The 23114-nt window shown below is 55.8% G+C and carries 18 protein-coding genes and 1 pseudogene; 9 read left to right on the forward strand and 10 right to left on the reverse strand.

Annotation, left to right across the window (positions count from 1 at the left end; genetic code table 11):
• Positions 1 to 32: 32 nt before the first annotated feature.
• The 8 genes and pseudogenes from hisS to HMJ29_RS15640 form a co-directional block, all read right to left on the reverse strand.
• A complete protein-coding gene (gene hisS, locus HMJ29_RS15610) occupies positions 33 to 1430 on the reverse strand; it encodes a histidine--tRNA ligase (RefSeq protein ID WP_171592360.1) in 1398 nt (465 codons plus the stop codon).
• Between the two features lie 74 nt (positions 1431 to 1504).
• Complete coding sequence (locus tag HMJ29_RS15615) at positions 1505 to 1897, reverse strand: STAS domain-containing protein (RefSeq protein ID WP_171592361.1); 393 nt, start codon at positions 1895 to 1897, stop codon at positions 1505 to 1507.
• Between the two features lie 113 nt (positions 1898 to 2010).
• Positions 2011 to 2229, reverse strand: coding sequence for a DUF2459 domain-containing protein (locus HMJ29_RS20715; RefSeq protein WP_366671526.1), 219 nt, complete (start codon positions 2227 to 2229; stop codon positions 2011 to 2013).
• 71 nt (positions 2230 to 2300) lie between these two features.
• Positions 2301 to 2720: pseudogene (locus tag HMJ29_RS15620) on the reverse strand (DUF2459 domain-containing protein); the annotation flags it as partial.
• Between the two features lie 93 nt (positions 2721 to 2813).
• Entirely contained in the window at positions 2814 to 3140 is a 327-nt protein-coding gene (locus HMJ29_RS15625) for a hypothetical protein (protein ID WP_171592363.1), read from the reverse strand.
• A gap of 235 nt (positions 3141 to 3375) precedes the next feature.
• Entirely contained in the window at positions 3376 to 3837 is a 462-nt protein-coding gene (locus tag HMJ29_RS15630; protein ID WP_171592364.1) for a carboxypeptidase-like regulatory domain-containing protein, read from the reverse strand.
• A gap of 316 nt (positions 3838 to 4153) precedes the next feature.
• Positions 4154 to 4534 carry a hypothetical protein gene (locus tag HMJ29_RS15635; protein ID WP_171592365.1) on the reverse strand — a complete coding sequence of 127 codons (381 nt, stop codon included), beginning with the start codon at positions 4532 to 4534 and terminating at the stop codon, positions 4154 to 4156.
• Between the two features lie 468 nt (positions 4535 to 5002).
• Positions 5003 to 7465, reverse strand: coding sequence for a TonB-dependent receptor (locus tag HMJ29_RS15640; protein WP_171592366.1), 2463 nt, complete (start codon positions 7463 to 7465; stop codon positions 5003 to 5005).
• 1030 nt (positions 7466 to 8495) lie between these two features.
• Between HMJ29_RS15640 and HMJ29_RS15645 the strand changes: the two genes are divergently transcribed.
• The 9 genes from HMJ29_RS15645 to HMJ29_RS15685 all read left to right on the forward strand — a co-directional run bounded on the left by HMJ29_RS15645 (position 8496) and on the right by HMJ29_RS15685 (position 20090).
• The gene (locus tag HMJ29_RS15645) at positions 8496 to 10103 is read left to right on the forward strand and encodes a family 43 glycosylhydrolase (RefSeq protein WP_244679168.1); all 1608 of its coding nucleotides are present in this window, start codon (positions 8496 to 8498) and stop codon (positions 10101 to 10103) included.
• A gap of 235 nt (positions 10104 to 10338) precedes the next feature.
• Positions 10339 to 11586 (forward strand): efflux RND transporter periplasmic adaptor subunit, encoded by a 1248-nt coding sequence (locus tag HMJ29_RS15650; RefSeq protein WP_171592367.1) that lies wholly within the window; start codon positions 10339 to 10341, stop codon positions 11584 to 11586.
• A 7-nt stretch (positions 11587 to 11593) separates the two neighbouring features.
• Complete coding sequence (locus HMJ29_RS15655; RefSeq protein ID WP_171592368.1) at positions 11594 to 13039, forward strand: TolC family protein; 1446 nt, start codon at positions 11594 to 11596, stop codon at positions 13037 to 13039.
• A 289-nt stretch (positions 13040 to 13328) separates the two neighbouring features.
• Complete coding sequence (locus HMJ29_RS15660; RefSeq protein WP_171592369.1) at positions 13329 to 14072, forward strand: ABC transporter ATP-binding protein; 744 nt, start codon at positions 13329 to 13331, stop codon at positions 14070 to 14072.
• A gap of 43 nt (positions 14073 to 14115) precedes the next feature.
• Positions 14116 to 14703 carry an RNA polymerase sigma factor gene (locus HMJ29_RS15665; RefSeq protein WP_244679165.1) on the forward strand — a complete coding sequence of 196 codons (588 nt, stop codon included), beginning with the start codon at positions 14116 to 14118 and terminating at the stop codon, positions 14701 to 14703.
• Positions 14693 to 15946 carry an ABC transporter permease gene (locus HMJ29_RS15670; protein ID WP_171592370.1) on the forward strand — a complete coding sequence of 418 codons (1254 nt, stop codon included), beginning with the start codon at positions 14693 to 14695 and terminating at the stop codon, positions 15944 to 15946. Before HMJ29_RS15665 ends, HMJ29_RS15670 begins: the two co-directional genes overlap by 11 nt.
• A gap of 36 nt (positions 15947 to 15982) precedes the next feature.
• Positions 15983 to 17176 carry an ABC transporter permease gene (locus tag HMJ29_RS15675; protein WP_171592371.1) on the forward strand — a complete coding sequence of 398 codons (1194 nt, stop codon included), beginning with the start codon at positions 15983 to 15985 and terminating at the stop codon, positions 17174 to 17176.
• Between the two features lie 140 nt (positions 17177 to 17316).
• Positions 17317 to 18699 carry a sigma-54-dependent transcriptional regulator gene (locus HMJ29_RS15680; RefSeq protein WP_171592372.1) on the forward strand — a complete coding sequence of 461 codons (1383 nt, stop codon included), beginning with the start codon at positions 17317 to 17319 and terminating at the stop codon, positions 18697 to 18699.
• 92 nt (positions 18700 to 18791) lie between these two features.
• Positions 18792 to 20090, forward strand: a complete 1299-nt coding sequence (locus HMJ29_RS15685; protein WP_171592373.1) for a sensor histidine kinase — start codon at positions 18792 to 18794, stop codon at positions 20088 to 20090.
• Between the two features lie 118 nt (positions 20091 to 20208).
• On the opposite strand, the gene HMJ29_RS15690 is transcribed toward HMJ29_RS15685, so the two are convergent.
• Together HMJ29_RS15690 and HMJ29_RS15695 are read right to left on the reverse strand one after the other, a co-directional pair.
• Positions 20209 to 21669: a toxin-antitoxin system YwqK family antitoxin gene (locus HMJ29_RS15690; RefSeq protein ID WP_171592374.1), complete on the reverse strand. Its 1461-nt coding sequence runs from the start codon at positions 21667 to 21669 to the stop codon at positions 20209 to 20211.
• A 164-nt stretch (positions 21670 to 21833) separates the two neighbouring features.
• Positions 21834 to 23015, reverse strand: coding sequence for an acetyl-CoA C-acyltransferase (locus HMJ29_RS15695; RefSeq protein WP_171592375.1), 1182 nt, complete (start codon positions 23013 to 23015; stop codon positions 21834 to 21836).
• Positions 23016 to 23114: the final 99 nt, after the last annotated feature.

Raw genomic sequence — 23114 nt, forward strand, 5'->3', positions numbered from 1 at the left:
GCATGACGTTCAAAACAGATTATTGGAGCAGACTACTTAACCAACTCGGTCAGCACCTCCGCCAGCGAAAGGGCGCGTTCTGTGCCGGTGCCCAGGTTCTTGAGCTTGAACTGGCCGGCGGCCCTTTCCTCTGAACCCTGCAGCAGCACGTACGGAATGCCCTTTTGATCAGCGTATTGAAATTGCTTTTTCAGCTTACCCGCCTCCGGGAACAGCTCACTCGGGATGCCGGCCTCCCGCAACTGGCGCAGCACGGGTAGCACCGCCGCCTCGCTTTCCGCATCAAAGTTGGCTACTAGGCAGCGCGTGGTAGTGGCCGCATCGGGCGGGAACAGGTTCAGTTCATCCAGGCAGTCGTAGAGCCGGTCAACACCGAAGGAAAAGCCCACGCCCGAGACCCCTGGCAGCCCAAAGGCACCGGTGAGGTTGTCGTAGCGGCCCCCGCCACTCACGCTACCCATGTTCACGTTGTTGATCTTGATTTCGAAGATGCACCCCGTGTAGTAGCTCAGGCCACGGGCCAGCGTCACGTCAAACTCCAGGTTCTCAAACTTATCAAACCCAAAGCTTACGAGGTAATCATACACCCGCTTCAGGTCTTGCAGGCCCTTGTAGCCCTCGGCATTATCGGGCTCTACGCCGGCCGTCACGAAGGCGGCCAGCAGGCGCTCCAGCTTCTCGGCAAAGTCGCCGCCCACGCTCAGCAGGTCAAAGAGGCGCTCAGTAGCATCAGCAGAGAAGCCCCGCCCCACCAGTTCCTTTTCTACGCCCTCACGCCCTATCTTATCGAGCTTGTCAATGGCTGTAAACAGGTCTACCTCGGTACCCTCGCCACCCAATGCCTGGTAAAAGGCCCCCAACACGCGGCGGTGGTTGATTTTGATGGTGTGCTCCGTGAGGCCCAACTGCGTGAGTACCTCCGACATCATGAGCACAATTTCTGCCTCGCACAGCAGCGAGTCGGTACCTACCACGTCGGCGTCGCACTGGTAAAACTCGCGGTAGCGGCCGCGCTGGGGGCGGTCGGCACGCCACACGGGCTGTATCTGGTAACGCTTGAAAGGGAAAACCAGCGTGTTACGGTTCATTACCACGTAACGCGCAAAGGGCACGGTGAGGTCATACCGCAAGCCCTTTTCGGCTACTTTAGGCAGAATGCGCTTGCTGCGGTTCTCGGCCGCCAGGTCCTCAGAGGTTACCTCCTTGGCAAAGTCGCCGGAGTTCAGCACTTTAAACAAGAGCTGGTCGCCTTCTTCGCCGTACTTGCCGGTAAGCACCGAGAGGTTCTCCAGGGTAGGCGTTTCGAGGGGGGCGTACCCAAATTTCTCGAAGGTGCGGCGGATAATGCCAAATATATAGTTGCGGCGGGCCACTACGGCCGGGCCAAAGTCGCGGGTGCCACGGGGGATGCTAGGCTTCTGTGCGCTCATCAGACAGTCAGGAGGGGTGCGGAAATACGGCCGCGAAGGTACGCTTAACCGACGGGAATCCGGCGTTTTGCCTGCTACTGTAACTGATTGGACTGATCAGGGTTACGAATCAGGTTCTTACCTAGGTCAAGCTCTATTTCATGAATAGCATCCAGCAAAGACGGCACCAACAACGGTTGAGATGCGGCATCGAGGAAGATGAAATTATGCTGAACTGGCTGAGGCACATGACATAAGATCAGGCGGCGTTCTTGCGAGTGCAACATGTAGGCGTAGGCCAGGAGCAACTCAATAGCCTCTTCAGAGATATGGTCAACCAATCCAAAATCAATCAGGATTGCCTGCTTATCGCTCCGAGTAGCCCGGTGCAGGGCTCGACTGAGCTTTATTTCATCTGTGGGAGACGCCTCAGGAGACAAAATCAAAAGGAATCCATTCGGCAGTACTTCCCGGTATACATCCAACATCACCCGAACTGTAAATTGAAAAGCTTCTTAGACTTTTCTAATAGCGCATAAACAGAGCCAAGGTTGTGTAAACGAAATAAGTATAAATAGTAAATAACACTGAAAATAGCTGACTAAGGAGAATTCTTCTCCAAATCAGGTTCTGCTCGCCGGGCCTGAAATAGGACCGAGGCGGCCAGCGGAGCTTTTAGCGCGGCCCTGATGCCGGTCTTTTTCAGGGCTTGGTTGGTCCAGTCGTTACACGTGCGCCATGCCGAATAATGTCCTTGAGCGCGAAAGAAAAAATCTTCGGGGGTATACCCGGTCGGAACACGTAACTGGTACTGGCCCAGGCTATCAGGGGGCTGAAGGAGCTACGCACGTAGGCCGCTAAGCGAAGGTACTGCGCCTCAGAAATGCGCAAGGGCACCACCCGTGCACTGGCCTTTGGAGCGCTCCGGTAGAAATCAACGTGCATGAGGGTGCTCGACGGAAACACGGCTCCTAGAATGGCTTTCGGGCCCGGAAAATTATCCCCCCTCGACTCCAGATAAAATCGTTCATTGCCCCAACCAAAAGCTACGTACTGGTAACGCGCAAACTGGGCTGTGAGGGTGGGTTGGTGCAGCTCCTGTAGCCAGTTAGTATTAGTTTGGACCTCGTGTAGGGGCAGCACAACATCAGTATGAAATCCGTTTGACACTACATAAATAGGAATACCATCAGGTGATTGACGGAAGCTGTGGTTTACGGGCACAAGGGTGCCCGTGAGTAGAAATGCAATAAGCGCGAGCAGAGCCTGCATACATCTAAGGCCAATTCGGCGGAGAGAAGGGGACGCCATCAGAGGAGTACCTTGATTGGGCAAGATACTCCTGTATACGCCGCATGACAGGCCCCAGCTAGCCCATTATATAGAACAGCTGTTTCGGAAGGCCTAGAGTTTTGGGGCCTTAATGAAGATGAACATATTATTCGGATTCGTTTTATCCAACGCCGTCGAGCTTTGCAGCACGTAGCCCTGCTCAATGTAGGTGGCGATGATCTTTTGATACTGGGGTGTTGCTTGCTCATACGTATCGCCGAATTTGAACTTGAACTCTTGCCGTGCGGCCTTCTCTTCACCACGGGAGGTGTAGATATAGAACTTGTTGACTGACTCCACCGTCCTTACCACGATAACTCTGGGTTGCTCGCCTTGCGCTAAAGCAGAGGAGCTGCTGAGCACTAGCCAGCAGCCCACCATATAGAATAGTTTCTTCATAGGTCCTCAAGATACGGGCCGTTCTGACATCTCCTTCTATGCCTATCACAAAGCCCAAAAACAACAAAGCCTGCCACGGGGTAGGCCTTGTCTGAAAAACTTCCTCACTGCTCCACTAAAAAACCACTCGCCCGCCGGGCGGCTGCACTGAGCCGCCCGGCGGGCGAAAGAATAGGCGCGTAGGCACCACGCAAAAATCAATAGGCCAGGCGCACGGCTCTGCGGCGCGGATCCGCTACGACCGAACGCGCACGGCGGGGCGCAGGGGCTCCAGCGCGACTACCGGACTGGTCCGGCGGGCCCAGGCAAGCTTGCTGGCTTGCGAAGCACGTGGCGTACGAAGGGGCACTAGCACCACGGAGCCAAGAGCCAGGTGAGTTTGGCGGGCATGCAAAGACACCTTCGGGTTTGCCTCCTGATACCCTAGCACAGTGGTTTTGAACTTGTACTGGCCCAGGGGCAGGTTGCCAGCCGTAAAATGGCCCTTGGCATCCGTCTCCACTGACTTTACAAACTGGTTGTCGGAAGCTCGCAGCAGTATTACGTTGGCGTGCGGAATAGGCTCCTGGGTTTGGCCATCGAAGAGGCGTCCGCTCAGTGAACCACGCTGCCCCGACTGGGCTTGGGCCGGCAGGGTGCCCAGGGCAACGCAGAACGAAAAAACAGCAAGAGCGCAGGAGGCAAAGGAAGTTTTCATGACTGAAGAAGGAATTGAAAGACAAAGGCACGGCCATCCCCGGCGCACAACAGGCAGCCGCAGTAAGGTCTGGGACATGCCCAGGGATAGCCAACAAGTGAAAGGAGTCGAGCCCAGAGGGGCCGTGGCGAGCCACGTGCCAGGTGGGGCGAGGCCCCGCGGCAGGAGCGGAGACCAGGTAACAAGGCCTTAGCTAGGACACTCAGTAACCGGCGGACCAGCTGTACTAAGCTGGCAGGCCTTATAATATAAACTAATGATAGAGTAGATGGCCGATAACACCCCGCGCGACTGGCCTAGCCACGCCGGCTGGTTTTTAGCGTACCGCGTACAGGCGCTGCGTGTGGCGGTTCAGGGCAACCATGTTGGTAGAAACTACGCAGTTGGTTTGCATGCGCTGTACTTGCTGCAGGGCCGTGCCCAGCATTTTAGAAATGCGCCGGTGAGCCGCTACGCTCTTGCTGGGGTCAAGGTAAACACCAGCCAGTTTCTCTTCATATAGCAGTTCGTGCTGGTCGTTGTAGAAGCGCACGGTGGAGCAGTCCCGCACCTGCGTGTCGGTAACGATGGTCCAGTAGCCGGTTTTGGCCACCACAGGGGCTTCGCTGTATACTATTGGATCGGCGAGAGCCACCGTGGTGGAACAAACAAGGGCCAGGCCTAATACACTCAGACGGGAAATCAGGGAAGTTTTCATGGTTTTTGGAGAAATTAACAGACAAGGAAGTACCCGCCGACCTGCCCGCACCCGCAGGCAAACCGAAAAAACAGAAGAACTATAAGGGGGAGGAGCTACCAGCTTCAGCACAATGGCTAGTACAAATGCTAGTTACTCGGGGCAACTCTACCTGGTGCGGCAGAGCACGTTTGGCGGGCGGGTGGCCATGACCGCTCTGGGAAGAGAAGTCTCCGCGGGCCAAAACAGGAGCGGTAAACAACAGCAGAAGTAGCTACCTATCTGCCGGAAGAACTGCAGCTATCTAGTAGATGTGAGCCGCAGGGAAAGGGATGCTTGAGCGATAGAAAATATTTTTGCTAGTGAATAAAGAGTGGCGAACCGGGTGGTAGCTGATACTCTAAAGGGCGGCTTCTGCTGTGGACACCGCGTTTTTTGTGAAAAGTTACAGCCGTGTGAAAATTTATTTTTGGAGTGGCCTAGCCTCGCTTAGCCACCAAAGCCCCCGCCGCCACCCTGGGGTTGGCCTTCAATCTTTTTCGGGGGCTTGTTTGAACCCATGTACCAGGAGAAACCCAGGTAGGCCACCCGCGACTCCCACTTGTTGTAGTAAGTGGCGCGGAAGTTCTCCGTGAATGATTCGGTGAGGTTGCGCTGGGTGTTAAAGACATCAGAAACGCGCAGGGTAACCGCGCCACGGTCGTTGAACAGGCGCTGGCGCAACGCTATATCCATGGAGCCTACCGGTGCAATACGGCCTTGGGCCGTAACGGCAGCAGCGCGGTAGCTGCCCGTTAGCTGAATATCAAGCTTGGGCGTGGGAGTGAAGGAGTTCATCAGGCGGGCTGTGCCCGATACTACCCGGCGGTTGGCCTCATTGCCCGTGGCGGCCGTTACGGTGTTCTGAAACAGCGAGCCACTAGCCGTTAGGCGCCACCATTTAGCAAGTGGCTGGTTCAAGGATACTTCAGCCCCGTACGTGGTGGCCTGCCCAAAATTGTCGCTGTACTGAGCGGTAACCACCGCGCCAGCTCCGTAGAGGCGGGTAGCAGTGGTATCTACCCGCAGCAGGCGCTGAATGGCATTGTTGGTCTGGCGATAAAACAGGGTGGAGGTGAGAGAAGCCTGCCCCATGGTTACCTGGTGGCCTAGCTCAAAGGCATTGATGTACTCGGGCCGTAGCGTAGGGTCTCCGATGCGGTAGAAGCGCTGATCTTGGTACAGTGGGAAGGCCAGCAGCTGCATAAAGCCGGGGCGGTTGAGGCGCCGGGAGTAGCTGACCTGCACGCGCTGGTCGGCGCTGGAGAGCTTCCGGGCTACCGTAGCCGAGGGGAACAGGTTCAGATATTCCAGCTTGAAGGGGCCATTTCCGCCAACTACCTGGCCGCTGGTATTGGTGTACTCAGCGCGTAGGCCACCTTGCATGGTCCAGTTGCCGGTTTCCCGCTGAAACGTAGCATAGCCAGCCTGGGTGTATTCCTTGAAGTCATAGGCATAAGAGCGGTCGGGGAGGCGGTAAAAGCCAGCATTATCGGTGTTTTGGCGCAGGAAGTCGTCGGTGCCGTTATTTTTCTGCCATTGGCCTTTGAGACCAACATCAAAGCGGGCTTTTTCGCCTAGTGGATGCGCGTAATCTAGCTGGCCACCCACTGCATCCAGATCAACCTGTAGGTCTTGGCGCCATTCCTGCAGATCGGGGCTGCCCTCCGTGTTGCGCTGAGCTACCACCACATTGGCGTTCAGGTAGGTGTGGTATACATTGGCGGTTAGCTCACGGCCCTTGTGTGCTTCCCAGGTCCGGCGGTAGTCCACAGAGCTTTCAATGTTATCAACCTTCTCTGAAACTCCAAAGTTGCTCCCGATACGTGCATTAGTGGCCCCACTCAGGGTGGCCAGCTGCACGCCGGTGTTATTCGAGCGGTTGATATTAGGCTCCACCGTTACGGTGATAGTCTGGTTGGCGGACAAGGTGTAATCGAAACCCACGCGGCCACTGGAGTTTTTGGTGTGGCGCACATTGGTGCCCTGCTGGTACGTGCGCAGCTGCTGGCCTTCCAGTAGCGCATATTGGTCGCTCCACATGCGGATGTGGTAGGTATCATCGCGCAAATCAGCAGAGCCAAATAGGTTAAGCTTGCCCATGCGGCGGTTCAGACTCAGGCTGGGGTTGTACTTGTTGCGGGTACCCACATTTAGCATGGCCTGCCCGTTCCATCCATCTTTCTTCTGCTTCTTAAGGATGATGTTGAGCACCCCACCCGCGCCCGCCGCGTCATATCGGGCTGAGGGGTTAGTTACCACTTCCACGCGTTCAATGGCGCTGGCCGGAATCTGCTCCAAGCGGTTGCCACCGGCGCCGCTGTTGGCGGAGTTGCTGGGCTTACCATCAATCAGAATGGTAATGTTTGAGCTGCCGCGCATGCTCACGGTACCATCGGCGGCTACCGTTACGGAGGGCACATTCTGCAGCACGTTCACGGCCGTGCCACCTACGCTGCTAAGGTCTTTTTCAACGTTGATTACTTTCTTATCGAGGCTTTCCTGCACGGTAGCGCGCTCACCTTGCACCGTTACCCCTGCTAGTTGGGTAGCCGTGGGAACCAGCTTCAGTGTGCCCATTCGCAGGTTAGGGGCGGCTGTAGTTAGCGAAACTGCGCGGCGCAGCCCTTGGTAGCCCACCGCTGAGGCCTTCACTATATAAGACCCCAGACCTAGCTTTTCCAGAGAGAATGTGCCGTTTTCGGCAGACTCAGCCCCTGCTACAAACGTAGAATCCTGGGCCCGCAGTACCACTACGTTAGCAAAGGGAACGGGCTGATTGTTGGCCTGGTCGAGCAGGCTGCCGTGCAGCGAGCCAGTGGGTTGTTGCTGAGCGGCGGCGGCCAGCGGAAAGAGCATAGCGAGGAACCCCAGACCTTTAAGGATCTGGTCAGAAGGCAGATAAGAAGTCATCACGAAGGAGGAATAGTGGAAGTTTCGGGCAAAGAGGAGCTGTGTCCGGTGGCCGCGGTTCCGCCGGATGCTCGTTGCTAGAAAGTAGAGAGAAGGCCTAGTAGGGGCCCAAGCTTAGCCGTGCCCTCTGGGCTCCGTGACCTGTGCCACGCGGGACCAGAGTAGCTCCGGTGCCCGTTTGGTACCGGTAGGTAAGCGTGCGTCGGGTGGGGCCGGTAGGGCCGACGACAGAGTTCATTCAATCACTGTGACAAATATAGGATAAGGTACTATGTAACGCAAGGTACCTTTAAAATTTATTTTCACTCAGTGGTTTTGAACCGCCGCTATACATAAGCGAAATAGATAGTGAGGGATGCGGTAAGTGGAGCCAGTAAGTCTGGGACCGGGAATGGATCTGCTCTTTTCTAAAATTCAGATGCTGCTGTTCTCACAAGCGTTGCCTGGCTGGTACTGCAAGTGCTAAAAACTTCACTGAGCCGAGCCTCATAAGCTAGCTGAAGGGGCTTTTTTGAGGGGTTTCAGAAAAAAATGTTTCCCTCCCTATTTTTTTATTTAACCTACTAACAGCCACGCCTGAAACCGCCGAGATTTGAATAGTATAGCTGAGCAATGGAAAAATTAAAAATCGAGTTCTGTTATAGGAAAAATTATAATTAATTATAGGTATAATCATTCTGTCAAGCTACATGAATGGCCCGGAATATGCTTCATCGAATTGGTGTTGGGTAGTCTCTGATACCTGCATCAAAGGATTTAATTCAAATTAATTACACCTTTGGGATAGGAATTCGCTTGGCAGGCGGTCCTCAAGCGGTAAGGGCACTGTGCAGACGGGTGCGGTGGTCAATGTAGAAATATTGCAATTGTTGGTTTCTTCTCGTAGCTCGACTGCGGTAGTCGGGTTAGCTCCCCATTTCTAAGGCCCCACTGCCTGTTGTGGCCTTGGCGAAGGAGTTGATTTTCCTTCTGGAAAGTCGGCTTCTGTTTAGGACGTTTTGCTCTACCTGTTCTCTCAATTTCCTCTGTTGTGTCTTTCACAGTAGAAACTAAGGCCTTCCAGGAGGCCTCTACCCTCAGCACTCCTTGTGCTGCTGCATCTGAAGCTACTAATACGGCCGTGCACGTGGCGCCGCCGGTAACTTCGCAGCCTCTTACCTCTTACGCTAACGTTGTCCTGCCCGGCGACTTCCCCGACCCAACCATCGCTCAAATCGGCGATACCTACTGGGCCAGCGCTACCTCAGCAGAATGGGGGCCCGTGTTCCCGCTGTTCAAGTCTACCAACCTGGTTGATTGGGAGCTGGTGAGCCACGTTTTCCCTACCACCGACTCTGTGCCGGAGTGGGCGGGTTCCAACTTCTGGGCTCCGGAGATATTCCACGAGAACGGTAAAACGTACGTGTATTACACGGCCCGCCAAAAGGGCAAAAAGGGCCGTTTGGCTATTGGCGTAGCCAGCGCCGACAATCCTGCCGGTCCTTACACTGACCACGGGTTTTTAGTGGCTCAGCGCAACGGCTCCATTGATGGTTTCCCGATGCGCGATGAGCATGGTAAGCTCTACCTTGTTTGGAAGGAAGACGGCAACGCATTCAGAAAGCCTACGCCCATTTTTGCCCAGCGTGTAAATGCCACGCATACTGCTCTGGTGGGCAAGAAGGTAGAGCTTTTCCGCAACGACCCTACCACTTGGGAAGGTTGCCTGGTAGAAGGCTCAGCCATCATTCGGCACCAAGAGTACTTCTACATGTTTTATGCTGGCAATGGCTGTTGCGGTAAGTGCTGCACCTATGCCACTGGCGTAGCACGTGCCAAGAGCCTGCTTGGCCCCTGGGAGAAGTGCCCGCAGAACCCCATTCTCAAGAAAAACGCCACCTGGAAATGCCCCGGTCACGGCACCGTGGCGCAGTATGAGGGCCGCTGGTTTTTGCTGCATCATGCGTACTACAACCAGAGCCACGAGTTTGTGGGGCGCCAGGGTATTCTCAGCGAGTTCACGTTTAATGAGGAAGGCTGGCCTGAGTTTGAGGGCAACAGCCCACAAGCGGCGCCCCTCAAGGATGTGAGCGTGCTTAACATTACCGAAAACTTTGCTGGCAACGCCTTGGCCGGCAGCTGGCAGTGGCCTATCGGAAAGCAGCCTGAGGTAGGAGTCAGTGATGGGCAACTGCTGCTGACGGCAAATCCGCTGGGCATTGGCGCCATTGTAGCTCAGCGCACGTTCACGGCTACTTACAAAGCTACTACCTCGCTGGCTGTTTCGTCGTTGGAGGCTGATACGTTTGCGGGCCTCTGCGCCATTGGCGACCCTGATAATGCGCTGGCTCTGGTGGCTGGCGCTGATTCTTTACAAGTGTGGCACGTGAAGGGCGGCCAGCACCAGACGCTGGCCAAGCTAGATTTGCCCGCCGGCCTGACCCTAAACCTGCGCCTTGAAGCCTGGGGTGGACAGCGTTTCCGCTTCACCTATAACCTTGATGGCAACTCCTGGCAGCCTATTGTGCTTGATAGTTTTGCCCTCAATGGTGAATATCTGCCGCCCTGGGACCGTGGCGTACGGGTAGGCCTGTTAGCGCAAGGCCTCGACTCGGCAACGGTGGCTTTCAACAGCTTTACCATTCGTAATCAGCGCTAAGCTACTAAATAGGCGCACGCAGTTTCTAAATGCCCCGATGAGCAATTACTCATTGGGGCATTATTTTTTTTAAGTCCTTTGAGTTTATAATATCGAACAGCGTGTCCAATAGTGGACACATTCAGGTGAGGTTATCTAAACATTAGAAACAATAACTTGCTGATAATAAAGTATTTATAAAAGTGGCATGACCGTTGGCTGATCGTACTGGAACCCCTTTCCTTCCTGTACGAAAATGGACAGATCCATTCCTGCCGCCACCCAACAGCGTCGCCAGCGCCAGCGCTGGTTAACGGGGGCGGGTATCTTAGCATTACTAGTGTTAGGCCTGGTTGCATTCCGCAGTATTCTGAAGCCTAGCCTAGACCGCAGCGCTATTCTGCTGGCTACCACCGAAACCGGAGATGTTGAGGCCGCGCTAACGGCCGCTGGCGTCATTATTCCGGCGCATGAGGCAGTTATTACCAGCCCCATTCAGAGCACCATTAGGCGGGTAATGGTGCCCGTAGGCAGCAAGGTGCAACCGGGGCAAACTATTCTGGAGCTAGACCGCGAGCTGACTACCACCGCCCTGGCAAAGCTGCAGGATGAGCAGCAGCAAAACCGCAACAAGAACAACCAGCTCCAGCTCACCCTGGAAAAGGCGCTTAATGACCTCCGCTCCCAGGAGCAGGTGCAGCAAGTGAAAGTGCGTAGCCTGCAGTCGGCGCTTCGTGATGAGCAGTACATGCTCAAAATTGGAGGCGGCACTTCAGAAAGTGTACGTCAGGCGGAGCTGAACCTAAAAGTGGCCCAGCTGGAGCTGCAGCGCCTAGGTGAGCAAATCCGGAACCAGCAGGCCGCCAACGCTGCCGATGTACGGGAGCTAGGCTTCACCATGCAAATTCAAGACCGCAGTATTGCGGAGCTGGCCGGCAAGTTGGCCCAGGCCAACATTAGTAGCCAGCAGCCCGGCGTGCTTACCTGGGTAAAAGACGACCTGGGTACCACCGTGCAGGCCGGCGACGCCCTAGCCCGAGTAGCCGACCTCAGTCATTTTCGGGTGCGGGCTACCATAGCCGACTCCTATGCCGACGCTCTGCACCTCGGCGACGCAGTGATAGTTCGTATCAATGGCACCGACCTGCGCGGCACTATTAGTACGGTGAGTCCGGCGGTGGAGAAGGGCGTAGTCACGTTTTATGCGGCACTGGCCCAGGACAACCATCCGGCGCTGCGCTCTAACCTGCGGGCCGATGTGTTTGTGGTGACGAAAGCGCTGCATAATGTGGTGCGCGTGAAAAACGGCCCCTTCTACCAAGGCGGTAAAGAGCAGCCAGTGTTTGTAGTGAAAGACGGCAAAGCCGTGCGCCGGACGGTGCAGTTTGGGGAGAGCAATTTTGACTACGTGCAGGTAACAAGTGGCCTAGCCGCTGGTGAGCAGATCATACTCTCCGACACTAAAGACTACCTGGATACGCCCGAACTCACTATTAAGGACTAGCGGCTGTATGAAACGGATTCTACCTTTACTGGCGCTGCTGGCGGGTACCCCGGCCGCGGCTCAATCTTCTAACACCGTAACCCTGCAACAGGTGATCAACTCGGCCCTAGGCCAGTCGGCGGTGGCAAAACAAACGCAAACCACCCGCGACAAAAGCTACTGGGAGTGGCGTACATACCAGGCCAACTACAAGCCGCAGCTGGGTCTGCAGGGCACGCTACCTGGGTTCAGCCGCGCCGTCACGCCCGTTGTGCAGCCTGATGGTACCACCGATTTCCGGGCCGTGCGCATCAACAACTCCAACCTGGCCATGACGGTCACGCAAAATATTGGCCTGACTGGTGGGCAGTTATTCGTGGCTTCTGAAGTGCAACGCTTTGATGATTTCAATGGGCGGCTGAAACGCTACAACAACCAGCCCGTGGCCATAGGAGTGACGCAGCCCATTGGGATGTTCAACGGCCTGAAGTGGGCCCGGCAAATTGAGCCACTACGCTATCAAGAAAGTCAGCGCCAGTACGTGGAGGAGCACGAAGGTATTGCCCAGCGCATCACAGAACTGTATTTCGACGTGTTGCAGCAGCAAGTAAATGCCGAGGTGGCCAGCCAAAACGTGCGAGCCAACGAGGAGCTCCTACGAATAGGGAAGGAGCGCTACCAACTAGGGCGCCTTTCGCAAAGCGACTTACTGCGCTTAGAGCTTAACTTGCTCAATGCCCGGCAGGCTATGGCCCAAGGGCAGCTTGATGCAGAAAATGCAGCCGTGAGCTTGCAGAGCTACACTGGCCTACGGGCCGCCGAACTATACCTGACGATTCCGGCAGCGGCTCCGCGCTTGGTGGTGCCAGCAGAATTGGCTCTGGCTCAGGCCCGGCAAAATAGGAGCGTGGTACTGGCCTTCCAGCGGCGTTTGCTGCAGGCCGAGCGGGAAGTTGCTCTGGCCAGAGGTACTACTGGCCTACAAGCCTCTCTCTCTGCCAACTTGGGCTACGTAAACCAAGCTGGTAACCTGTGGGATACCTATGCTGCGCTGCAAAATCAGCAGCAGGTACGCCTTACGTTCTCACTGCCGCTGGTAGACTGGGGCAAGCAACGCTCTATTGTGAAAACTGCTGAACTGACCCGGCAACAGGCGCAGACCGATATTGCACAGGAGGAAGCTACGTTTGAGCAGAATGTGCAGGTGCAAGCAGCTCAACTGAGCACGCTAAGCCAGCAACTAGACCTGGCCGCCCGCGCCGATTCTTTGGCTCAGCAGCGCTATGATATTGCTCAGGCCACCTATAAAGTGGGGCGCATCAGCCTCACCGACCTCACTATTGCCTCTAATGAAAAGGACCAGGCCCGGCGGGCCTACATTCTGGCGCTTAGAGCGGCCTGGGTGGCCCATTACCGATTACGGGCGCTTACGCTCTATGACTTTGAGCGCCAATTGCCTTTGGCGGCACAGTAGCCATACTACAAGCACGGTACACACAGCGGCGTGGGGGCAACCCTACGCCGCTGTGTTGTATATGGGCATTCTACAAAGTGTCTGGTGCATTCAACATTACTGAACACTCTGTTCGGTATCGGACATATTCTAATAATTCAATAGTTTTAATATTTATCATAAACAAATGATTTATAGATAATTGTGGGTTTGGCACGCTGCTTGGCTATTCTACTACACCCCGGGTGGCCTAGTGCCCAAAACCGGACATCTACTTAGAACGCCTTCCTCATTTCTACTTCGCCATCCCATGGAAAACATTCTCGCCCAAACTGCCGCTCGGCCTCAAGCTACTGGTAGCGCCGCAAGTACTGCTACTAAACCCGTCATCCAGCTCCGCGACATTGAGAAGGTCTACCAGACCAAAACAATTGAGACGGTAGCGCTTAACCGAGTTAATCTCACTATTAACCAAGGCGAGTTTGTGTCCATCATGGGGCCGTCGGGTTGCGGCAAGTCTACGCTGCTCAGCATTATTGGCCTGCTTGATGAGCCCACCAGCGGCGTAATCGAGTTAGATGGTCGCCCAGTGCAGTCGTACTCCGACAAGGAACTGGCCTACCTACGCAACCAGAAAATCGGGTTCGTTTTCCAGAGCTACCACCTCATCAACGATCTGTCGGTGTTGGATAACGTGGAGCTGCCCCTGCTCTACCGCGCCGGGGTAGGCGGGAAGGAGCGGCGGGAGCGCGCTTATGCTGCCCTTGATAAGGTGGGTCTGAGTGCCCGCACCAACCACTTCCCCAGCCAGCTCTCGGGTGGGCAGCGCCAGCGGGTGGCCATTGCCAGAGCCCTGGCTGGTCGTCCCGAAATCATTCTGGCCGACGAACCCACCGGTAACCTCGATTCTGTGATGGGGGAGGAGATTATGGATCTGTTGCTGGGCCTAAACCAGCAGGAGGGCGTCACCATTGTGATGGTAACCCACGACGAGCAGCAAGCCCACAAAACCCAACGTCTTATCCGCTTCTTCGACGGCAGCCAAGTAAGCTAATCCACAGAAGCCAGCAGTAGTTGACAGTTTTCACTTCTGAGTTATGAAAACGCTCACCCTTTCCCTGCCCGATACTGAGTTAGTAGCCGCTTGCCGCCAAGGTAGTGCAGCTGCTCAGGAACAGCTATACCGTCGTTTTGCCCCCAAAATGCTAGGCCTATGCTTGCGCTACCTGCGCCACCAGTTTGATGCGGAGGATGCCTTGGCTCGGGGCTTCGTGAAAGTATTTCGGTGCCTAGGCCAGTTTGAGGGCAAGGGCAGCCTGGAAGGGTGGGTCCGCTGTATTATGGTGCGCGAAGCCCTAAACTGCTTGCGCCGCCGCGAGTCACTGACGCTGAGCATCGAAGACTGCTATACGGGCCACTTGGCTACTGAACTGCCCAGCGCCGAGGTGGAACTGCAAGCCGCCGATTTGTTGCGGCTAGTGCAGGAACTGCCCGCGGGCTACCGGGCCGTGTTCAACCTATGTGCGCTGGAGGGCTATACCCACCCCGAAGTGGCCGAGATGCTCGGTATTTCGGAGGGCACCAGCAAATCACAGCTTAGTAAGGCCCGGGCCGTGCTGCAGCGGCAGGTGGCCGCGCTTCATTCTTCTCTCTCTACTTCCTACGCCCACGCTCATGTTGCTTAGCTACCTCAAAATTGCCTGGAAAGTCTTGCTGCGCCGCAAGTTCTTCACCTTCATCAGCCTGTTTGGCATCTCGTTCACGCTCATGGTACTGCTCGTGGTGGTGGCCATGTTTGACCACGTGGTAGGAGCCCACGCCCCCGAAACGCGGCTTAACCGAATGCTGTTCGTGAACTTCCTGCACATCAAGTACAAGAACGGGGGCAACCAGAACTCCCCCGCCAGCTATTACTTGCTTGACCGGTACGTGCGCCCGCTCAAGACGCCGGAAAAAGTAGCCGTGCACTCTATGTTTCACTCTACGCCCAGCTACGTAGGCAACAACCGCATTGACCTGGACCTCAAGTATACCGACAATGTTTTTTGGCAGGTGCTGGACTTCGATTTCAAAGAGGGTAAGCCCTTCGGCGAGTCAGAGATGAAGTCGGCGGCTCACGTGGCAGTTATCAACCAGACCACCGCCCGCAAATACTTTGGTACCGCTACGGGTGTGGTAGGTCGTACCATTGAAATCAACCAGAGCGCCTACCGGGTGATGGGCGTGGTAGAGGATGTACCGGTAATGCGCATATCCTCCTACGCCGATGTGTGGGTGCCCATCTCCACGAGCTCCAATAATCTAAACCAGGTTAGGCTTGATGGTGAGTACTCCGCTATTATTCTGGCCAAGTCTGCGGCCGATAAAGCAGCCGTGCAAGCCGAGTTTGATCAGATGGTGAAGCGCGTTCCGCTGCCCAACCCCAAAGAAATGGACCACCTTGATCTGCATGCCGATCAACTACTGGCCTCCTATTCTCGGCAGCTGATGAGCCCCCTTACTGATTACAGCTCCGACGGTACGGCTCTCCTCTACACAATTCTTTCGGGCATTGCCTTGCTCTTCATGCTGCTACCGGCCCTAAACCTGGTGAACATCAACGTGAGCCGCATCATGGAACGCTCCTCAGAAATTGGCGTCCGGAAGGCCTTCGGAGCCACCAGCGGCACCCTGATAGGACAGTTTCTGGTAGAAAATATTTTTCTGACCAGTATTGGTGGCTTACTAGGCTTACTACTAGCCTACGTGGCACTACAGCTGATTGGCGGAGCGCAAATTATGGCCTACGCCCACTTTGAATTGAACTGGCGGATTTTCAGCTGGGCCCTAGCCGTGACGTTGTTCTTCGGTGTACTATCGGGGGTATATCCAGCCTTTAAAATGTCGCGGCTGTTGCCCGTGCAGGCTCTGAAAGGCGGAGCCAAATAGAGTGGGGGTACCTCAGAAATATTAAGCTGAAAAATCATGATACGTCACCTGTTTACCCTGATTTGGAACCGCAAACGCTCGAATTTTCTGCTCATGGCCGAAATTCTGCTGTCGTTCTTCGTGCTGTTTGTTGTGAGCGTGCTGCTCGTGAACAACTTCTACAACTACCGTCAGCCGTTGGGGTTTGTGCCCGATAATGTGTGGGAGTTTGATGTGGACCCCGGCTTGGATACCACCGACCGCAAAGGCACTTTGCGCCTGCTTGTACAGGAGCTGCAAGCCACCCCCGGTGTGGCAGCCGTCACCTGGACCAGCTCCAACACGCCCTTCTCGTTCAGCAACATGAACACCGACCAGTATCACTACAAAGACAAGCAGGGCCCCCTGACGGAGCGCTATGATGTTGATGATGACATGGTGCGCGTGCTGGGGCAGAAGGTAGTAGCCGGCCGGTGGTTTGACCGCCGCGATGATGCTTCCACCCGCCCGCCCGTGGTCGTCAACCAGAAGTTTGCGGAGGAGGTATTCGGGCAGGAGTCTGCCGTTGGTAAGGTGCTCACCAACGATAAGCACGACCAGGAGTGGCAGATTGTAGGCGTGATAGAGGCCTACCGCTCAGGCAACGACTTTGCGGCCAACGAACCCGCCATTTTCGACCGGCGCGTGGTGCAGGATACCGCGCAGATTGGCAACCATGAGCAACCAATACTGCTGGTGCGCGTGCAGCCCGGGAGTGGCGCCGTGCTAGAGCAGCAGCTAGTGCGCAAAATCAAGCGGGTAACCAAGGGCTGGGATGCCAACGTGAACACCCTCGCTGAAAACCGCCAAGATAAGATGAAGTTCATGCTCACGCCCTTGGTAGCCTTGGGGCTGGTAGGCCTGTTCTTAATCATCAATGTGGCGCTAGGCCTGTTTGGTGTACTATGGTACAACATCAACCAGCGCAAAGCCGAAATTGGGTTGCGCAGGGCCCTGGGCGCCACTGGTAACGGCATCAGCCGGCAATTTTTGGGAGAAATGCTGGTAGTCACCACCCTGGGAGTGGCTGGGGGCTTGTTGCTGGCCGTGCAGTTTCCGCTACTCGGGGTGTTTGGATTAGCTTCTCAGGTGTATGTGCAGGCTATGCTGCTGGCAACGGTGCTTATCTACTTGCTGACGGCCATTTGCGCCCTGCAGCCCAGCCGTATTGCGGCTGGTATTCACCCAGCAGTGTCGTTGCGGGAGGAGTAGTGTAGAAGGGCTCGTAGCTCGGCCTTTCGGGCTGGGCTACGGGTGATGGGGTAAGCCATTTACGCCTGCTGCTCACAGCCGGCAAAAGCACTCCTACCTCTCGATTTTCTCTGTAGCTTTTCCGTCCTTCGCAACCACGTATGATTCTCATAATTGACGACGACTTAGCCGTCCGGACTTCGCTAGGGTTATTACTAAAGCAGGCGGGCTACGTAACCAAGGGGGTGGCCACGCCCGAAGAAGCCTTGCGCCACGTGCAAGAAACAGTGCCCTCCCTGATCCTGATGGACATGAATTTCTCACTCGAGACCAGTGGCCTTGACGGGTTACGGCTGCTAGGCCAGGTAAAACAGCTGGCCCCGCAGGTACCCGTGATTTTGATTACTGGGTGGGGCTCTATTGCACTGGCCGTGGAGGGCATGAAAGCCGGAGCCGCTGAGTTCGTGACCAAGCCCTGGAACAACGACTCCCTGCTGCAAACTATCCGGACAATTCTGAGCCTGCACGAGGCAGAACCAGAAACAGACGCGGGTGCCCTCACTCGCCGGCAGCTGGACAAGCAGTATAACTTCAAGGGGATAGTAGGCCAGGATGCGCGTCTGTTGCAGGTGCTGCGCAACGTAGGCCAAGTAGCCGCCACCGATGCCTCCGTGCTAATCGAGGGTGAATCGGGCACCGGCAAAGAGCTCATTGCCGAGGCGGTGCACCAGAACAGCCACCGCCACCGACAGCCATTTGTGAAGGTAAACCTGGGCGGTATTTCGGCCTCCTTGTTTGAGAGCGAGATGTTTGGGCACCGGCGCGGCGCCTTTACCGATGCTAAAACCGACCGCGTAGGCCGCTTTGAGCTTGCCAATGGTGGTACTATTTTTCTGGATGAGATTGGCGAGCTGGATCTGGGCTCCCAGGTAAAGCTGCTGCGGGTGCTGCAAGACCGCACCTACGAGGTGCTCGGCGACAGCAAGCCCCGCCGCCTCGATATTCGGGTGATTTGCGCCACCAACCGCAACCTGGCCGAGATGGTGCAACAAGGCCGCTTCCGCGAGGATCTGTTCTACCGCATCAACCTGATAACCGTGCGCCTGCCCGCTCTGCGTGAGCGTCCGCAGGATATTCCGCTGCTGGTGCAGCACTTTGTAGATGGCCTGCGCGCCACTTACAACCGCCCTGCCCTGAAGGTGAGCACCCGCGCCCAGCACTGGCTGCAGGAGCAGCCGTTGCCGGGCAATATTCGGGAGTTGAAAAACCTGGTAGAGCGGGCCGTGCTGGTGAGCGGCAAAGATGAGCTGGGCCCCGAAGACTTTCAGGCGCAGTTTCAGCGTGTGCCCACCCGGCAGCCTGAGCCCGGCGAGCTGCCCGAACCAGGCACCATCACCCTCGATGAACTAGAGGCTCAAATGATTCGCCGCACGCTGGAGCACTACAGCGGCAACATCAGCCGCGTGGCTAAAGCCTTGGGTTTAAGCCGCGGCGCTCTTTACCGCCGACTGGAGAAATACGCCATTCCGTTTGATGCGGAATAGATGCCAGCGAATCCCATCTTTACCACGAACGTCATGCTTTATCCCAAGAGCATGACGTTCTCCATTTTACTCACAGCCCATAGTCTCCCTGCATGACTCTCCGCGTACAATTTCTGCTGTTTGTAGTGCTGATTCATGCAGTACTTATTGTGCTGGCAGCGCAAATAATGCGGACGAATGCCCCTCTTTTCCTGGGGCTTGAGGCGCTGCTGGGAGTCAGTATTTACCTAACCGTTCGGCTGTATAAAGGCTTTGTGCGGCCTTTCCAACTGATTGCCGCTGGCACGGAAGCCATTCGGGCCAAAGATTTCTCTATGAAATTTGTGCCCGTAGGCCAGCGTGAAATGGACCAGCTCATTGATGTGTATAACCACATGATTGATGAGCTGCGCAACGAGCGCGTAACCCAGCACGAGAAAAGCTACCTCCTTGAAAGCCTTATTCAGGCCTCGCCCGCTGGGGTGCTCTTGCTCACGTTTGATGGCCGCATTGAGGGAGTGAATCCGGCCGCTGAGCATATGCTAGGCCTGTCAACTAAGCAGCTGTTAGGAGAAAGGCCCGATCAATTACCCGGCGACTGGGGCCCCGCGCTGGCTAACCTCTCAGAGCAGGAGCCCCAAGTGGTACAGCTCTCGGGTATTCAAACCTACCGGGCCCACTGCTCCCGATTTGTAGACCGTGGTTTCACGCGGCGGTTTATTATGCTGGAGGAGCTAACCCAAGACCTGATTCGGCAGGAAAAACAGGCCTACGGGAAATTGATCCGGATGATGTCGCATGAAATCAACAACTCCATCGGCGCCATCAACTCCATTCTGCAAAGCTTCCATTACTATGCCCCCCAGCTGCAACTCACCGACCAGCCCGACTTCATAGAGGCCCTCGATGTGTCCATTAACCGCAATACCCACCTGGCGAACTTCATTGCCAACTTTGCCAACCTGGTGCGTCTGCCCTTGCCGCAGCGCCAGCCCACCGATGTACACGAGCTGCTGCGCACCACCGAGCGTCTGCTGCATGTGCAGGTAGAGCGCCGCCAGATTTGCTGGCACTGGGAGCTGGCACCCGAGCCGTTAATAGTTGACTTGGACCCTCTGCAACTGGAGCAAGCGTTACTGAACATCTGCAAAAACGCTCTCGAGGCCATCGGCGAACAGGGCAACGTGTGGGTGCGCACTACGGCAAACCCAGCGCAGGTCATCATTGAAAATGATGGGCCCGGTATTCCACCTGATGTGCAACGCCGCCTATTTACACCCTTCTTCAGCACCAAGCGCGACGGGCAAGGCATCGGCCTCACTCTCATCCGCGACATACTGCTGCAGCATGAATTCAGCTTCGGTCTCGAAACTAGGAGCAACGGCCGGACGGCCTTTAGCATCCGGTTTTAATGCCAGGCTGTATCATAATGCATAAGAAAACTCCGACCCAGTGGCTGCTCATTACAAGAACGGCAGATTCACCAGATCGGAGTGTAGCACGCCACTAGGCCTAGGCCACAGCCGGCAGCTATTTTCTTTTTACGGGTGCGGCCGGCTTCTTAGCGGCAGGTTTGGCCGCACCGGGTTTAGCGTCAGCTACTACCTGCCCATTGCGGAAGTTTTTCTTCTCCTTCACCGTAGTGCCATCGGCCTCAAAGTAGCTCCAAACGCCGCTTTCCTTTCCGTTGCGGAAAAGGCCGGAAACCTCGGTAGTGCCATCTTCACGCAGCTGCCGGTATGGGCCGGTCTTCAGGCCTTTCACGTAGGTAGATTCTGATTTCAGCTTGCCCGATGGGTAATATTCCTGGCCTAGGCCAGTAGCGCGGCCGCCTTCATACACTAGTTTGCTTTTGATGCTGCCCGTGGGGTAGAAGGTAGTCTGCTCTCCCGTGAGTTTACCGTTCACGTAGGTTTCCTGCTTCTGCACCTCCTTGCCCCCCGGATAAAAGACCCGCCAAACCCCCGCGGGCTGATTGTTCTTGTACCCCTGCTCCTCGTGCGGAAAGCCGTCCTCAAAGAACGTCGTGACTTTCCGGTCACGGCCCTGATTCGCGTAATCAATTTTCTGCTCTACTTTCCCCGACTCGTAGTAGTCTTGCTGGGTGCCCACCAATACGCCCTGCCGGTAGGTCTGGGTGCTCTTGATGGCTCCGCTTTCGTAGTACGATTTGGCGGGCCCGTCGAGGTTGCTGGTGCCGCCGGCCAGGTTCTTGGCCTGGGAGGTAAGGTCGTCGGCCAGAGGGTTTTTCACGGCCCTCCCCGCCAACGTGGCCGGTACATAGGTGCCCTCAGTGCGTAGCTTGCCGGAGCGGTAGTAGCTATGGTAACTCCCGCGCCCCGATTTGTCAGCCTGCACATCGGTTTCTATCTGGCCGTTGTCATAATACGTTTTGTATGGCCCGGCCAATAGGCCTCGGTTGTAGGTGCCTTCGCTTTGCAGCTGGCCGTTCTCGTAATAGGTCTTAGCAGAGCCATTCGCCTGCCCATTCTGGTAAGTGATTTCAGCCCGCGTTTTACCCGATGGATACAGCTCCCGGATGGGGCCGGCGGGCTGCCCGCCCAATAGCGTAGTTTCCAGCTTTATCTCGCCATTGGGGTGGTAAAACCGTAACTGGCCCGTGGGCTGATCATTTTCATACGTGCCCTCCTGGGCTATTTTACCAGTTTCATAGTACGTTTTGAAGGGACCTTGGCGTACTCCATCTTGGTAAGTAACCTCTATGCGCCGCCCGCCATTCGGGTGAAACTCCACGTAGGCAGAATCGCGCTTGCCGGCGGTGTAGCGGGTTTGGGCCTCCAGCTTACCCGAGCGGTAAAAGCGTTTGTAGGGGCCTTCCATCACCGTATCACTGGCTACTACTGCCGAGTAGACTTCGTGCTTACGGGTGTTTGTGGAATCATAGTAAGTAGTGAAGCGCCTAAGTTTCTGGGCTTTAGCCGTTGTAATGGCTAACAGCCCCAGGGGCAGCATCAAAAAAAAACGTTTCATAGCTGCAAGAACGAAAGATTGCTCCAGAAAAGTGCAAATGACAAGCATCAGCACGGTGCCCCGCTAGCAACCTTCGTGCCTAGGAGGCAAAACAAAAGCCCCACCGCATTTGCGGTGAGGCTTTCGGTTATTGATAATTTGGAGAGGCAGCGCGAGTGGCGAAATTACAGCTTTTCTACCACGATGCTTGAAGCACCGCCGCCGCCGTTGCAAATACCGGTTACGCCAATTTTGCCGCCTTCATTCTGCAGCACGTTTAGCAGCGTAGTCATGATGCGCGCCCCCGAAGCCCCGAGAGGGTGGCCCAGGCTAACGGCACCACCATACACGTTCACTTTCGCGCCTTCTAGGTTCAGCAGCTTGTTGTTAGCTAGTGATACCACCGAGAAAGCCTCGTTGATTTCGTAGAAGTCTACATCTTTCGCCTCCAGGCCGGCGTGTTTAAGTGCCTTCGGGATGGCCAGGGAAGGAGTGGTGGTGAACCACTCAGGGGCCTGCTCAGCATCGGCGAAGCCGCGGATGCGGGCCAGCGGCGTTACGCCCAGCTCTTCTGCCTTTTCGCGGCTCATCAGCAGTACCGCAGCGGCACCATCGTTGAGGGTAGAGGCGTTGGCGGCGGTTACCGTTCCTTCTTTGGTGAAGGCCGCCTTCAGGCCGGAAAACTTCGTGAAGTCAACCTTAGTGTACTCCTCGTCGTCTTCGACCACGGTGCTCTTTCCGCGCACGGTAATCGTTACGGGAATGATTTCGTCCTTCTTCTTGCCGGCTTTGGCGGCCTGAGCGCTCCGCTCATACGACTGCTGCGCAAAAGCATCCTGCTCTTCGCGGGTAATGCCGTAGTGCGCTGCGGTAGCGTCGGCGGCGTTGCCCATAGCGTAATCGTTGTAGGGGTCCCAAAGGCCATCCTTCATCAGGCCGTCAATCATTTGGCCGTGGCCGTACTTGGCACCAAAGCGGGCTTTATCAAGGTAGTACGGAACGTTCGACATGCTTTCCATACCGCCGGCCAGAATCACATCGGCCTGACCCAGCATAATAGCCTGGGAGGCAAACATGATGGCTTTTGTGCCTGAAGCACACACTTTATTCACCGTAGTGCACTCAACAGTATCAGGTAGGCCAGCCTTTTTTGCAGCCTGACGGGCGGGCGCCTGGCCTAGGTTGGCCGAAATGACGTTGCCCATAATTACCTGTTGAACTTCTTTTGGGTCGATGCCAGCTTTTTCCAGCGCACCTTTTAGGGCAATGCCGCCCAGATCAGTTGCGGAAAGCGACGACAGGCTGCCGCCGAAAGAGCCGATAGGTGTGCGCACCGCGGCAACAATTACCACTTCTTTGGTTTGCATATACTACGTGGGGTGGGTTAGGTGGATTTGTGGGCTAAAGGTAGAACTAAGAATTGAGAGCATGGAACCAGACAGAGCCGGCGTAGTAGCAATCCTGTT

This window comes from Hymenobacter taeanensis, assembly GCF_013137895.1.
GTDB lineage: Bacteria > Bacteroidota > Bacteroidia > Cytophagales > Hymenobacteraceae > Hymenobacter > Hymenobacter taeanensis.

Coding starts and splice junctions, on each gene's coding strand:
- hisS (WP_171592360.1), bottom strand. CDS start 1,430: ATGAGCGCACAGAAGCCTAGCATCCCCCGTGGCACCCGCGACTTTGGC.
- HMJ29_RS15615 (WP_171592361.1), bottom strand. CDS start 1,897: ATGTTGGATGTATACCGGGAAGTACTGCCGAATGGATTCCTTTTGATT.
- HMJ29_RS15625 (WP_171592363.1), bottom strand. CDS start 3,140: ATGAAGAAACTATTCTATATGGTGGGCTGCTGGCTAGTGCTCAGCAGC.
- HMJ29_RS15630 (WP_171592364.1), bottom strand. CDS start 3,837: ATGAAAACTTCCTTTGCCTCCTGCGCTCTTGCTGTTTTTTCGTTCTGC.
- HMJ29_RS15635 (WP_171592365.1), bottom strand. CDS start 4,534: ATGAAAACTTCCCTGATTTCCCGTCTGAGTGTATTAGGCCTGGCCCTT.
- HMJ29_RS15640 (WP_171592366.1), bottom strand. CDS start 7,465: ATGACTTCTTATCTGCCTTCTGACCAGATCCTTAAAGGTCTGGGGTTC.
- HMJ29_RS15650 (WP_171592367.1), top strand. CDS start 10,339: ATGGACAGATCCATTCCTGCCGCCACCCAACAGCGTCGCCAGCGCCAG.
- HMJ29_RS15655 (WP_171592368.1), top strand. CDS start 11,594: ATGAAACGGATTCTACCTTTACTGGCGCTGCTGGCGGGTACCCCGGCC.
- HMJ29_RS15660 (WP_171592369.1), top strand. CDS start 13,329: ATGGAAAACATTCTCGCCCAAACTGCCGCTCGGCCTCAAGCTACTGGT.
- HMJ29_RS15665 (WP_244679165.1), top strand. CDS start 14,116: ATGAAAACGCTCACCCTTTCCCTGCCCGATACTGAGTTAGTAGCCGCT.
- HMJ29_RS15670 (WP_171592370.1), top strand. CDS start 14,693: ATGTTGCTTAGCTACCTCAAAATTGCCTGGAAAGTCTTGCTGCGCCGC.
- HMJ29_RS15675 (WP_171592371.1), top strand. CDS start 15,983: ATGATACGTCACCTGTTTACCCTGATTTGGAACCGCAAACGCTCGAAT.
- HMJ29_RS15680 (WP_171592372.1), top strand. CDS start 17,317: ATGATTCTCATAATTGACGACGACTTAGCCGTCCGGACTTCGCTAGGG.
- HMJ29_RS15685 (WP_171592373.1), top strand. CDS start 18,792: ATGACTCTCCGCGTACAATTTCTGCTGTTTGTAGTGCTGATTCATGCA.
- HMJ29_RS15690 (WP_171592374.1), bottom strand. CDS start 21,669: ATGAAACGTTTTTTTTTGATGCTGCCCCTGGGGCTGTTAGCCATTACA.
- HMJ29_RS15695 (WP_171592375.1), bottom strand. CDS start 23,015: ATGCAAACCAAAGAAGTGGTAATTGTTGCCGCGGTGCGCACACCTATC.